General features: G+C 46.4%; 14 protein-coding genes. 5 read left to right on the forward strand and 9 right to left on the reverse strand.

The genetic code is table 11. The features are described 5' to 3' along the window. The 3 genes from CFE23_RS14075 to CFE23_RS14085 all read left to right on the forward strand — a co-directional run. Window positions 1-1,357: alkaline phosphatase family protein (locus CFE23_RS14075; protein WP_291089199.1), on the forward strand; the 1,357-nt coding region annotated here is incomplete at its 5' end. A 1-nt stretch (window position 1,358) separates the two neighbouring features. Continuing rightward, a complete protein-coding gene (locus CFE23_RS14080; RefSeq protein ID WP_291089201.1) occupies window positions 1,359-1,718 on the forward strand; it encodes a nuclear transport factor 2 family protein in 360 nt (119 codons plus the stop codon). 11 nt (window positions 1,719-1,729) lie between these two features. After that, window positions 1,730-2,965 carry a T9SS type A sorting domain-containing protein gene (locus CFE23_RS14085; protein WP_291089204.1) on the forward strand — a complete coding sequence of 412 codons (1,236 nt, stop codon included), beginning with the start codon at window positions 1,730-1,732 and terminating at the stop codon, window positions 2,963-2,965. Window positions 2,966-2,969: 4 nt separating this feature from the next. Here the strand turns inward: CFE23_RS14085 and lysA are convergent, their stop codons facing one another. From lysA to CFE23_RS14100, 3 genes are all read right to left on the reverse strand, one after another. Continuing rightward, the gene (gene lysA / locus CFE23_RS14090) at window positions 2,970-4,175 is read right to left on the reverse strand and encodes a diaminopimelate decarboxylase (protein ID WP_291089207.1); all 1,206 of its coding nucleotides are present in this window, start codon (window positions 4,173-4,175) and stop codon (window positions 2,970-2,972) included. Between the two features lie 118 nt (window positions 4,176-4,293). Next, window positions 4,294-4,719, reverse strand: a complete 426-nt coding sequence (locus CFE23_RS14095) for a hypothetical protein (RefSeq protein ID WP_291089210.1) — start codon at window positions 4,717-4,719, stop codon at window positions 4,294-4,296. 106 nt (window positions 4,720-4,825) lie between these two features. Continuing rightward, entirely contained in the window at window positions 4,826-5,260 is a 435-nt protein-coding gene (locus CFE23_RS14100) for a hypothetical protein (protein ID WP_291089213.1), read from the reverse strand. Between the two features lie 258 nt (window positions 5,261-5,518). Between CFE23_RS14100 and sucC the strand changes: the two genes are divergently transcribed. Further along, entirely contained in the window at window positions 5,519-6,712 is a 1,194-nt protein-coding gene (sucC, locus tag CFE23_RS14105) for an ADP-forming succinate--CoA ligase subunit beta (protein ID WP_291089216.1), read from the forward strand. 74 nt (window positions 6,713-6,786) lie between these two features. Here the strand turns inward: sucC and CFE23_RS14110 are convergent, their stop codons facing one another. The 5 genes from CFE23_RS14110 to CFE23_RS14130 all read right to left on the reverse strand — a co-directional run bounded on the left by CFE23_RS14110 (window position 6,787) and on the right by CFE23_RS14130 (window position 9,831). Continuing rightward, window positions 6,787-7,125 carry a hypothetical protein gene (locus CFE23_RS14110; protein WP_291089219.1) on the reverse strand — a complete coding sequence of 113 codons (339 nt, stop codon included), beginning with the start codon at window positions 7,123-7,125 and terminating at the stop codon, window positions 6,787-6,789. 66 nt (window positions 7,126-7,191) lie between these two features. Further along, complete coding sequence (locus CFE23_RS14115; protein WP_291089222.1) at window positions 7,192-8,034, reverse strand: alpha/beta hydrolase; 843 nt, start codon at window positions 8,032-8,034, stop codon at window positions 7,192-7,194. 9 nt (window positions 8,035-8,043) lie between these two features. After that, a complete protein-coding gene (locus tag CFE23_RS14120) occupies window positions 8,044-8,484 on the reverse strand; it encodes a VOC family protein (RefSeq protein WP_291089224.1) in 441 nt (146 codons plus the stop codon). 18 nt (window positions 8,485-8,502) lie between these two features. After that, a complete protein-coding gene (locus CFE23_RS14125) occupies window positions 8,503-8,931 on the reverse strand; it encodes a DUF1456 family protein (protein WP_291089227.1) in 429 nt (142 codons plus the stop codon). Window positions 8,932-9,021: 90 nt separating this feature from the next. Continuing rightward, a complete protein-coding gene (locus CFE23_RS14130) occupies window positions 9,022-9,831 on the reverse strand; it encodes an alpha/beta hydrolase-fold protein (protein ID WP_291089229.1) in 810 nt (269 codons plus the stop codon). A 53-nt stretch (window positions 9,832-9,884) separates the two neighbouring features. Here CFE23_RS14130 and CFE23_RS14135 point away from each other — a divergent pair, with 53 nt between their 5' ends. After that, complete coding sequence (locus tag CFE23_RS14135; protein ID WP_291089232.1) at window positions 9,885-10,286, forward strand: excinuclease ABC subunit B; 402 nt, start codon at window positions 9,885-9,887, stop codon at window positions 10,284-10,286. Here CFE23_RS14135 and uvrB read toward each other — a convergent pair. Then, window positions 10,283-12,277 (reverse strand): excinuclease ABC subunit UvrB, encoded by a 1,995-nt coding sequence (gene uvrB, locus CFE23_RS14140; RefSeq protein ID WP_291089235.1) that lies wholly within the window; start codon window positions 12,275-12,277, stop codon window positions 10,283-10,285. The two genes, CFE23_RS14135 and uvrB, sit on opposite strands and share 4 nt — an antisense overlap. Between the last annotated feature and the right edge of the window lie 88 nt (window positions 12,278-12,365).

A 12,365-nucleotide genomic window follows, 5' to 3' on the forward strand; every position in this document is an offset into this window, starting at 1 on the left:
ACACGGCATCGTAAGCAATGAATGGTACAGCGCCAGCACCGGAAAAGAACGCTATTGCACCGATGATGAAAGCGTTACCAACATCGGCGGCGGAACCCCACAGGAAGGCGCGATGTCGCCAAAGAACCTACTGGCGACAACCATCACCGACGAACTCCGCCTGTCAACCAACTTCAAGGGAAAAGTCATCGGCATGAGCCTGAAAGACCGCGGCGCAATACTTCCTGCCGGGCACTTTGCCAACTGGGCGTTTTGGTTCAGCAAGACCGGCGAGTTCATCTCAAGCACGTTCTACGGACAAAATATACCCGACTGGGTTTCTTCATTTAACCAACAGAAAAGGTTCATGCCCTACATCGACAAAGGCTGGGATCTGCTCATGCCAAAAGAAACCTACAACGAAAGCCTCGCCGACGACAACAAATACGAAGGCAAACTGTACGGCAGCGCGGCCCCCGTGTTCCCATACAACCTAAAGGAAATGTACGCGAAGAACGACGCCGGGATCCTGCGGGCCACACCATTTGGCAACGACCTGTTGCTCGATTTTGCAAAAGAAGCCATCGACAAAGAGGCTTTAGGAACCGATTCCGATACCGATTTCCTGACCGTGAGCTTTTCCTCCACCGATTATGTCGGGCACATTATCGGGCCGCGCTCCGTAGAGCTGCAGGACACCTACCTGCGGTTAGACCGCAACATCGCTGACTTTCTCGAGTACCTTGACAAGAAAGTAGGGAAGGGGAACTACCTGCTGTTCCTGACCGCAGACCATGCCGGCGCCGAAAACGTAACCTTCCTGAAAGACAACAAATACAACGTGGCCAACATCCCTTTCGGCGAAATGCAGAAAGGCCTGAAACAGTTTTCCAACGATACCTTCGGTGCCGATGTCATCGCCGACTTCTCGAACAACAACGTATTCCTGAACAAACAGGTCCTGAAAGACAAAGCGCTGGATATCGAAGAGGTGAAGACCACGCTTTCCGATTACCTGATGGCGCTTCCGCAGACGAAACGCGTCTATTCCCAACAGGAAATACTCCACGCAACACCCAATGATTTCTACCTGAACTGCATTGCCAGAGGATACGACCCGCGGGAGAACGGCGACCTCGTCGTGTTGTTCCGTCCCGGCTACATTGAATATGGCACTACAGGAACTTCGCACGGCACACCATACAGCTACGATACCCACGTTCCGGCATTATTTTATGGCTGGCATGTGAAAAAAGGCGAGTCCCACGATAAAAAGACCATTACGCAACTGGCGCCCACCCTCGCGCAACTGCTAAGCATCACCTTTCCAAACGGCTCAGAATGTCAGGTGTTACCCGAATTATTCAACCAGAAATAAGATGATCACAGAAGCATTTGCCAAAACGTTTGCACAACAATGGGCCGATTCGTGGAATGCCCACAACCTCGACCTCGTGCTGTCACACTACGCCGATGACTTTACCATTGAAACCCCAATGGCTGCTAAACTGCTAGAAAGCAGCAATGGTACCGTCAAAGGGAAAGAAAGTGTACGGGCGTATTGGGCGATCGGGCTCGAACGCATCCCAAACCTTCATTTCGAAGTCCTCGACGTGCTGACCGGAATCAACAGCATGACGATATATTACATCAATACCGCCACTGGCCGCAAATCCGCCGAGAACCTGTTTTTCAACGAAGAAGGGAAGATACACCTGGCATTCGTAATGTATTCCTGATGCTGAACCAAATGAAGAAACAAGCCGCACTATGGTGCCTACTGTTCGTAAATATAACTTTCGGACAATCCGCCTGGCCCTCCGAAAGCTGGACACAGGCCGTCCCGCTCACCGCGGTGATGGATGCTGGCGGCGTACAGGATTTAAGCGGATTACACTGGAATCCCGTCACAAACAGGCTGTACCTCGTACAAGGCAGCGGCTACCTCCGCGTGTTGCAATGGAATGCCGCCGGAAATACCTTCTCGCAATTGGTCTTCAAGAATCTACCGGGCGGACCCGAAGGCATTACACAGGTTGATTATAGCGCCAATGAGTTTTATGTCATCGCGGAAAATGCCTTTGAGATCAGGAAGTACACGACCAGTGCCAACCTTTCGTCTGTCACACTCGCAAAGCACTGGAACCTGCTCAATGCACCATCGCCAATGACCGATACCGGCAATACCGGACCCGAAGGCATCGTATTTGTGCCCGACGCAGCGCTCGCTGCCGCAGGTTTTGTAAGCCAGCAGACTGGAAGCCCTTACACCTCTGTGAAGGGAATGGGCGGACTGGTTTTTATCGCACACCAGGATGGTGGCTACATCTGGGTGTTCGACATCAACCCGGGCGTCAACAATGATTTTGCATACGTCGGGAAGTACAAGTCTTCCCAGGCTGAAAGCTGTGACCTCTCTTTTGACAGAACCACGGGCTTGCTATACATCCTGCACAACATATCAGGAAACAACCGCCTCGAAGTATCGGATTTGTCAAGCACCATCGTCAATGGGGAACGAAAACTGACGGATACAAATGAATACTTTATCCCCAACACCCCTGGTTCCAATGACAACGTCGAAGGCTTTGCCCTGACGCCTAAATGCCCGAATTCAGGCACCGTAAGTGCCTGGCTGTGCCGTGACACCGAAAATAGCGACAGCAATGCCGTGCAACAGGACGCATTGCGGTGGTTCAATCCGTTTACGTCGCCCGGCGACTGCCTTCCACTGGGCACTTTGTCGCCCGAAGTCAGTTCTTTTGAAATAGCGCCCAATCCCGTCGGGGATAACCTATCCATTTCGTTCCCCGACGAAAACCTTAGGAAGCTCGAAATCATCAACATCCTGGGGCAGACGGTGCTTTATAAATTGCTCACCGCAAGGCACACCGACGCCGATGTGTCGGCCCTGCCAAATGGAGTATACACCACACAGGTCATTTCAGAAGGGGAAATCTCCCGCCGGAAATTCGTGAAAAAGTGATGGATTACAATTCGGCTTCAATCTGATTTTTCAGCAAATCCCCGAACGTTTCCTGCTCGCGGATGAGGATGCCCTTGCCCTCGTACCAGAGCACTTCTGCCGGTTTATACCGCGAATTGTAATTGGATGACATCGAGAAGCAATACGCGCCCGCGTTGTGGAAGCAAAGGAGGTCGCCTTCCTTGATTTCGTGGATGCGGCGGTTGTTGGCAAAAGTATCCGTTTCGCAGATATAACCTACAACCGTATAAAAACGTTCCTTTCCCTTTAGGTTAGAAATGTTTTCGATGTGGTGTTGCGAGCCGTACAACATCGGGCGAATCAGGTGGTTGAAGCCGCTATCAATGCCGGCAAATACCGTTGAGGTCGTCTGTTTAACGACATTCACCCGTGCGAGGAAAAAGCCGGCTTCACTCACGAGGAATTTCCCCGGTTCAAACGCGAGGGTCAGTTCGCGGCCATATTCTTTCTGGAACGCGTTGAAGCGTTTGCTGAGTTTACGCCCCAGCTCTTCAATATCGGTCTGGATGTCGCCCTTTTTGTAAGGCACTTTAAAGCCGCTGCCAAAATCCAGGAAGTCGAGGTCCTTAAAATGCCTCGCCGCGTCAAACAGGATCTCCGCCGCATACAGGAATACTTCAATATCGAGAATATCCGACCCCGTATGCATGTGGATGCCGTTGATGTGCATCCCGGTATTTTCCACGATGCGCAGGATGTGCGGCATCTGGTGGATCGAAATCCCAAACTTACTGTCAATATGCCCCACCGAAATGTTGCTGTTCCCACCCGCCATCACATGTGGGTTGATCCGGATGCACACCGGTACCTTCGGATATTTGGTCCCGAAATGCTCCAATATGGAAAGGTTGTCAATGTTGATTTGTACGCCCAGCTGCGCGACCGCTTCAATCTCTTCGAAAGAAACACCGTTTGGGGTATAGATGATTTTTGACGGCTCGAATCCGGCGTGGATGCCCAACTGCACTTCTTGGATGGAAACCGTATCGAGTCCGGCGCCAAACGTTTTAAATAGCTTTAAGATCGAAATATTCGACAAGGCCTTTACCGCATAGTTGATACGCAGGTGCTCCACCTTGGAAAAAGCAGCCGTAAGTCGGTTATATTGGGATTGGATTTTTTCGGAGTCGTAGACATAAAGCGGACTTCCAAAATGTTCTGCGAGTGATAATAAGTCTTTTGGCTGCATGCGGTAGTTTTTTGTGCAAAACTATCATAATCAATCATGTTAGCCAAAAGACTTTAGGATAAATAACAAAATGTAACAATTCGTTATGTATCTAACTTAATACGGATGTTTTGTGTAATTATTTTACGAATTCATAAATCAGTCCGTCGGCATATACCTGTGTTATCGTGAGGCCTGCGTCAGTTCTGGTAAAGCAGCCGTAGTCGTTGCCGTCGATACTTAATGTGTACCTGCAGGATTGAGGGACATCGCTTTGCATGATTTCGTAATTGTAGCTTCCGGTTGAGAGTCCACCGTCGAATCCAGGATCTGTATTGTTGTTTACAATATTAAGCGTGTTGGCATCGGTATTGAATGCCCAGGTTACGTTGCCTTCAGGAACATTGTATACATTGCCCGAAATGCCACCATACGCTTTAACCATCTTCCAGGTACCTATCAGGTCCGATTCCGAGTTGGTTTTCGTGTCGTCAATATTGGTATCGTTACAGCTGCCAAGTGAAATGGCAAGTACAAAAAGGCAGATAAGTCGTAATGTTTTCATCGTTTTTAGTATTTTGATTTGATTCAAAAATACACCAATAGACATCGAAACCTTTGGGATTTAACCGAAATAGATTACAACATTCTGCTACGCTTGAGACCTCATACTAAAAAGTAACCATCTGCGGCGCGGGTTGAAACGTATAGTATACGCCGTCCGCAAAACCGTCTCCAACCTGCATTTCAGAGGAAGTAATCGTAGAGCAATGGTAAGCATTACTGTTGATGATCACCGTCTTTGGGCAGTCGGGGCTATCGGCGTTGTTGGTGATTGCATACGTGTAAGTGCCGGAGGGAAGCCCTGAAAGTTTATTCGGGTCGGTCACGGTATTCACGATCGCTACGGTGTTGTTCGACATAAAGGACCAGGTAATTTGCTCGTCAGCGAATTCATCGACGCGGCCTGAAATGGTGCCGTTACCGCTTTTCAGGTACCAACTTCCGACAATCGTCTGGTTTGCATCACCATTGTCGTCACTTGAATTACAGGATTGGAGGCACGCAGATGCAATTAAAACAGCTAAAAGTAAGATCTTTTTCATATTATTTTGTGTTAGGTTCTTTAACAGGATTTTGAATGTACGAAAAGGTTGCTTTGGAGGCCGTAGATTTTAGCCCGTCCCTAAACTTCGGAAGCAGCGGTATTCCTTTATTTTCTCAGTTTTCCGAAAAATATAAGATATTAGCAGATAGCCGGATCAGCTCCTGATAAAAAAAGTAATTTGTTTCACCAATCGGGAGAATTTATTTATTTTTGTGCCACCTTTACAAAAGGGACTAACTAGTCAAAAACCTCATTTATGGACATACACGAATACCAGGGAAAAGAAATTCTAGCCAGTTATGGCGTTAAAGTACAACGCGGTTATGTGGCCAACAACCCGCAGGAAGCGGTATCTGCTGCAAAACAGCTGACAGCCGAAACCGGAACGGGATGGCACGTAATCAAAGCACAGGTGCACGCCGGCGGCCGCGGAAAAGGTGGCGGTGTAAAGCTGGCAAAAAACCTGCAACAGGTAGAAGAGCTTGCCGAACAGATCATCGGGATGCAGTTGATTACACCACAAACCTCGGCAGAAGGTAAAAAAGTCCATAAAGTTTTGGTTGCAGAGGATGTATACTATCCTGGAGAAAGCGAAACCTCAGAATTTTACATGTCGGTTTTGCTGAACAGGGGCAAAGGCCGCAACATGATCATGTATTCTACCGAAGGCGGTATGGATATTGAAGAAGTGGCGGAACACACGCCACATTTGATTTTTACTGAGGAAATTGATCCATCTGTTGGATTGCAGGCGTTCCAGGCAAGAAGGATTGCGTTCAATCTCGGATTGTCAGGGAATGCGTTTAAGGAAATGGTTTCTTTCGTAAGCGCTTTATACAATGCCTATATCGGTTCAGATGCGTCTATGTTTGAAATCAATCCGGTGTTAAAAACATCAGACAACAAGATCATCGCGGTAGATGCGAAAGTAAACCTGGATGATAACGCATTATACAGGCATCCAAAATTGGCCGAAATGCGCGACGTGCGTGAGGAGAATCCAATCGAAGTAGAAGCCAAAGCGGCTGGATTGAACTATGTTGACCTTGACGGAACCGTAGGCTGTATGGTGAATGGTGCGGGACTCGCAATGGCGACTATGGATTTGATCAAATACGCCGGTTTTGAACCTGCAAATTTCCTTGACGTTGGAGGAACTGCCGATGCCAAACGTGTGGAATTAGCCTTCCGTATTATTTTGAAAGACCCTAATGTGAAAGCGATCCTGATCAATATCTTTGGAGGTATTGTACGTTGTGACCGTGTCGCTGAAGGTGTTATTGACGCTTATAAAAATATGGGTGACAAGATTAAAGTGCCCATTATCGTGCGTTTACAGGGTACCAATGCAGAGCTTGCCAAAGAAATGATTGACAATTCCGGAATGCCGATTTTATCTGCAGTACAATTCCAGGAAGCGGCTGATCAGGTGAAAGCAGCATTGGCTTAAATTATTTAGAATATACTGATAATGAAAATCCCGGCTTGATGGCCGGGATTTTTTTATTTTGATAATGCTGAATGCTATCTCGTAATGGTATTCATCAACCCTCTCCCAAACTGGATGCCGCCAAAAACAATCGCACCCCAGAAGATAAATCCGATGTTGGCCAACGTCAACACCGTCCCACCGACCAACCAAAGTCCACCGTAGAGCATATCTTTGTTTGCCCTCGTCACCCTTGCCGCAGCAACCTGGCTTTCGATGTTTTCGATCACGATCTGAGCGCTGTCTTCATCAAGTCCCTGTTGTATCAGTGCCATCTTGACTTCGTAATTGTTTTTGTCCTGGTGGAACATCAAATTGGCAGCATAACTGTGGATTTGTTCCGCTGTAATCGTTTCCGGTACTGTATTTTCCATATTGGTTTAAGGTGTTAAATTTGTCAAATATAACCAAATCAGCCTTATACCCAAACGGTGAATGAATTATTGGCCACTGGGACTGCCCTTCTTATTTTTCTCAGCAACAATTTTCCGGACTTCATTCAGCAACAGCGGAAGTCCGGGGGCGGTCATGTCATGTCCATATCCTTGAATTTCGTACAGTGTTGTGTATTTATGCCCGGCAATTTTCATCATTCTGGCGAGGTACGCATTTTCCTCGTAGCGCCCGAGCATTTCCATCTCACGGTCGCCCGTAATTAATAAGAGGGGAGGGGCATCGCCACGAACGTGAAATAGCGGCGCCATCTTATCAATTACAGGTTGTTTGTCGGGAATGCCGCGTTCCTCTCGGATCGTAAAATGCGTTATGGCCTGGCAGCTTAACGGAATCAGCCCTGCAATGTCGTTCGCATCGATGCCGTCCGCTTTAAGCCACTGCTTATCCAATCCGATCATGGCAGTGAGGTATCCTCCGGCAGAGTGCCCGGCAACAAAAATCAACTTCGGATCACCACCATAGTTCGCAATGTTCTTAAAAGCCCACGCCACTGCTGCTGCTGCATCCTGAATAAATGCCGGCGATTTCACTTTTGGGCTGAGCCTGTAATTTACACCAATCACTGCAATACCCTGTTCTGTCAATGCTTTTGGGATTTCCTTGCTTCCCCCAGTCAAGCCACCGCCATGGAACCAGACCACGGTGGCAAAGTTTTTTTGCTTTGTAGGGTAATACAAATCCAAAATACACCTTTCGTTGATGTACTTGTCGGTTTTGTTGATTGAGTCGGTGTAATAATGGATGTCCGTTTTGATACTATAAACCACATCCTGCGCGAAGGCAGGATGTAAGGCAGTAAGAAGTAATATGATAATAAGTTTACGCATGGCAAAGTTTTATGCGTTTGAAGGTACTTCGTCAAAGTTTACCATCCAGTTGATCCCGAATTTATCGGTAAACATCCCGAAATAAGCGCCCCAAAATGTGTCCTGTATAGGCATCGTTACGGTACCGCCGGCAGACAGTCCCTCAAAGACGCGGTTTGCCTCGTCACGGCTGTCGGCATTGATAGAAATCGAAACGTTGTTTCCCGTTACCATCTCGCCTTCATAATTTCCGGGTGCATCCGAACCCATCAGCGGCGTATTGCCAATCATCAGTGAGACGTGCATGATTAACTCGCCTTCAGTGGGACTAAGTTCTTTGCCATCTTCCGCTGGCGGCATGTCTTTGTATCTTCCGATAAAGGGAAATTCGCCCCCGAATACCGATTTGTAAAAATTAAACGCCGCTTCACACGTGCCGTTAAATGTCAGGTAAGGATTAATTGCTGCCATTATTTTTTTAATTATGAATTAAGAATTTTTTTTGTTCTTGCCGTTTTTATACTGCACCTTTTCCACGATCTCAATTTTTTTGGGTGCAGATTTCCGTGGTGGATAACTTTTGGAGGTTTTTTTAGAAACTGGCTTTTTCGCCACTGTTTCTTTAGGCTTAAAGTCTTTTGGTGCAGATTGTATCTGGGCCTTGTTGGCGGCAATTACCTCGTTTGGATTTTTTGGATTTTCTTTGGTTCCTCGCAGGTGAATAACCAGTCCGTTAAGGAAATTACGCAGGACCTGGTCTCCGCATTCCATAAAATTAGGATGGTCGGCATTGCGGAACAAAGCACTTAATTCTGCTTTGGAAATCCGGAAATCCACCAGTTGCATAATTTCGATAATCTGGTCGTCGCGGAGCATCAAAGCCACACGGAGTTTTTTGAATATGTCGTTGTTGTTCACGTTAGATAATTGACAATTGACAATTAATAATTAACAATTAATCAGGAGCTGTACCCCATTATCAATTGTCCATTATCCATTTTCAATTCATTAATGTAGCCAAAGATACGCTTTTTCAAAATTCTCTCTCCACAATTTTTCGTTATGCTCTCCGCCTTTGACGACGACTTTTTCAGTAAGGTGCAGGCAATAGCAGCGGTTTTCATCGAGTAGTTTTGCCATTTTATTTACATCGGCCACTACGTCAACATCCTTACTTTCGCTGTCGCCGCAAAGCAGGTAGATTTTGGCCTTTGTTTTTGGTGTTTTTTCCATCATCTCATAAATGTCTTTCGTAAACCAAAAGGAAGGGGAGAAAACACCTGCCTTTCCGAAGACTTCAGGGTATTTCAGGACGGCATAAAATGACACCAGTCCGCCCAGAGAACTTCCGAAAATCGTGGTGTTTTTGGCTTTCGTTTTTGTCCGGTAGTTTTTGTCGACATAAGGCTTCAGCGTATTTACAATAAAGTCCAGGTATGCGTCGGCATTTCCACCACCGTATTTTTCATTTTTGAATGGCGTCAGTTCGTCAATGCGTTTGTCATTGCCATGTTCAATTCCAATGACAATCATATTGGCATTAAGCCTGTCCAATGTCTCGTCGACCTCCCATTCGCCGGCATACGCCGTTTTTTTATCAAACAGGTTTTGCGCGTCGTGCATATACATCACCTGGTATTTTTTATCGGGATTATCCGCATAGGATTTAGGCAGGTAAACCCAGATTTTCTTCGTGGTATGCAACTGTGGCGCCTCAATGGTAAAGGTGGAGACTTGTTTTGATGCGGTACTTTGCTGCGCCATCAGGCGGTAGCCAATCAGTAAAAATATAATTGAAATCAGTGTAACTTTGAGCATATGTTTTTGTGGTTTACAATAAAAAAGATATTTTAGCTAAAATTAGTTATTTGATGAACAATTACGAACAAAAAATCAGCCTATTGACAGACATGATTGCATTTTCCATTGTTGATGGAAAACTACACCAGCGTGAATATGAATTTTTGTTGTTGATTGCCAATGAACTCAAGATTGAAAAGGCAATTTTTGATGATTTGTTTCATCAGGAACTGCCCGTAATGACGATTAAAATGGAAATTCACAGGATTCATCAGTTTTACAGATTGGCGTTACTCATGCATGTCGACGGTATTATGCATGAAAAAGAAGAGATTGCCATCAAGCAAATGGCTATTAACATGGGACTGAATCCAGCAGCGACCAAAAAAGTGCTTCGGATGATTAAAGACTCACCACGAAGGGTGATTGATCCAAAGCAACTGATGGATGCATTTAAGGAGCAATACAACTAAGCCGTATTTTCCTGCAGTCTTTTTATTTCATCCCTAAGCTTTGCAGCCTGCATAAAATCTAAATCTTTCGCTGCCTTTTCCATCGCCTTGCGTTTGTCGCGAATCATTTTTTCAATGTCTGATTTCTGCATATAGGTTGTGTCAGGTTCCGCAGCCGCCTGCAGGTTTATTCCTAACTCATAATCGACTAACGGATTCTTCGTAGCAAAAGCATTTCCAATTTTCTTGTTCAGTGCCTGGGGCGTAAAATTATTATCAGTATTGTAATTGATCTGTTTCGTGCGGCGGTAATTGGTCTCGTCCATCGTTTTTTGCATGCTCGCTGTAATCTTATCGGCATACATGATGGCTTTGCCGTTGAGGTTCCGTGCGGCGCGGCCAATGGTCTGCGTCAGCGAGCGGTTGTTCCTTAAAAACCCCTCTTTATCCGCATCCAGGATAGCGACTAATGAAACCTCGGGCAGGTCAAGTCCTTCGCGAAGCAGGTTCACGCCAATCAGCACATCAAAAATCCCTTTTCGCAGGTCCTGCATGATTTCAATGCGTTCCAATGTGTCTACTTCAGAGTGGATGTAACGGCATCGAATACCGACTTTTGTGAGGTATTTTGCCAATTCCTCGGCCATCCGTTTGGTCAGTGTAGTGACCAGAACGCGTTCGTCAATTTCAGCGCGCAACTGGATTTCCTCAATTAAATCATCAATCTGGTTCAGGCTCGGACGCACTTCAATCACCGGATCCAACAGTCCTGTCGGTCGGATAATCTGCTCGACGTAAATTCCCTGGCTTTTCTCCAATTCGTAATCTGCTGGTGTCGCAGAAACATAAATGACCTGGTTCTGCATGAATTCCCATTCCTCGAACTTCAACGGCCGGTTGTCCATTGCAGCCGGAAGCCGAAATCCATATTCGACCAGGTTTTCTTTACGACTGCGGTCCCCACCGTACATGGCGTGCACCTGCGAAACCGTTACGTGGCTTTCATCGACCACCATTAAGTAGTCTTTTGGGAAGTAATCAAGCAGGCAAAACGGGCGCATGCCGGGCATCCTGCCATCCAGGTAGCGGGAATAATTTTCGATTCCTGAACAGTAACCGAGTTCCCGGATCATTTCCAAATCGAAATTGGTTCGTTCCTCCAGCCTTTTTGCCTCGAGGTTTTTACCAATTTCATTGAAATAGGTGACTTGTTTTACCAAATCCTGCTGGATTTCCCATATGGCATTTTGCAGCACTTCCGGCGAAGTCACAAACATGTTTGCGGGATAGATATTCAGTTGGTCATACTTTTCTGCAACCTGAGCATTCTTTGGGTCAAAACTTTCTATCTCTTCGATTTCATCTCCAAAAAAATGTATCCGATAAGCGTCGTCTGCATAGCTCGGGAATACCTCTACCGTATCGCCTTTGATTCGGAAATTACCCGGCGTAAAATCGGCTTCCGTACGGGCATAAAGGCTTTGAACCAGGCTATGGAGCAATTTGGTCCGGGAAATGATCTGGTTTTTTGCAATTCCGATGATGTTTTTCTGGAACTCGGTCGGATTTCCGATACCGTACAAACAGGAAACAGATGCTACCACAAGTACGTCGCGCCTTCCGGAAAGTAATGATGCAGTGGTGCTCATTCGCATTTTCTCCAGTTCTTCATTTATGGAAAGGTCTTTTTCGATAAAAACACCCGTTACCGGCATAAACGCTTCGGGCTGGTAATAGTCGTAATAAGACACAAAATACTCTACGGCATTGTTTGGGAAAAACTGCTTGAACTCCGAATACAATTGTGCGGCAAGTGTTTTATTGTGCGCCAGAACCAAAGTAGGCCGCTGGACCTCCTGGATGACATTGGCGATCGTGAAGGTTTTACCTGAACCGGTAACGCCCAAAAGCGTCTGGAACTTTTCCCCGTCAAGTACGCCCTGTGCCAATTTTTCAATCGCCTGAGGCTGGTCGCCCTTTGGCTGGTAATCTGAAATAACCTGAAATTTCATAGCTGTGAAGTTGGACTGCTAATTTACGAAGAAGTTTTGTAGTGGGGTTACAGTTTAAGGGTAACAGTTTACAGTTCGTACCGCCTAA

Origin of the sequence: Flavobacterium sp. BFFFF1, from assembly GCF_002256285.1 — a bacterium.
In the GTDB taxonomy this organism is placed as follows: domain Bacteria; phylum Bacteroidota; class Bacteroidia; order Flavobacteriales; family Flavobacteriaceae; genus Flavobacterium.

What these genes read in the sequence shown, in the direction of transcription:
- uvrB (WP_291089235.1), bottom strand. Translation starts at nt 12,277, where the DNA reads ATGAAATTTCAGGTTATTTCAGATTACCAGCCAAAGGGCGACCAGCCT.
- CFE23_RS14110 (WP_291089219.1), bottom strand. Translation starts at nt 7,125, where the DNA reads ATGGAAAATACAGTACCGGAAACGATTACAGCGGAACAAATCCACAGT.
- CFE23_RS14080 (WP_291089201.1), top strand. Translation starts at nt 1,359, where the DNA reads ATGATCACAGAAGCATTTGCCAAAACGTTTGCACAACAATGGGCCGAT.
- CFE23_RS14120 (WP_291089224.1), bottom strand. Translation starts at nt 8,484, where the DNA reads ATGGCAGCAATTAATCCTTACCTGACATTTAACGGCACGTGTGAAGCG.
- lysA (WP_291089207.1), bottom strand. Translation starts at nt 4,175, where the DNA reads ATGCAGCCAAAAGACTTATTATCACTCGCAGAACATTTTGGAAGTCCG.
- CFE23_RS14100 (WP_291089213.1), bottom strand. Translation starts at nt 5,260, where the DNA reads ATGAAAAAGATCTTACTTTTAGCTGTTTTAATTGCATCTGCGTGCCTC.
- CFE23_RS14095 (WP_291089210.1), bottom strand. Translation starts at nt 4,719, where the DNA reads ATGAAAACATTACGACTTATCTGCCTTTTTGTACTTGCCATTTCACTT.
- CFE23_RS14130 (WP_291089229.1), bottom strand. Translation starts at nt 9,831, where the DNA reads ATGCTCAAAGTTACACTGATTTCAATTATATTTTTACTGATTGGCTAC.
- CFE23_RS14135 (WP_291089232.1), top strand. Translation starts at nt 9,885, where the DNA reads ATGAACAATTACGAACAAAAAATCAGCCTATTGACAGACATGATTGCA.
- CFE23_RS14115 (WP_291089222.1), bottom strand. Translation starts at nt 8,034, where the DNA reads ATGCGTAAACTTATTATCATATTACTTCTTACTGCCTTACATCCTGCC.
- sucC (WP_291089216.1), top strand. Translation starts at nt 5,519, where the DNA reads ATGGACATACACGAATACCAGGGAAAAGAAATTCTAGCCAGTTATGGC.
- CFE23_RS14085 (WP_291089204.1), top strand. Translation starts at nt 1,730, where the DNA reads ATGAAGAAACAAGCCGCACTATGGTGCCTACTGTTCGTAAATATAACT.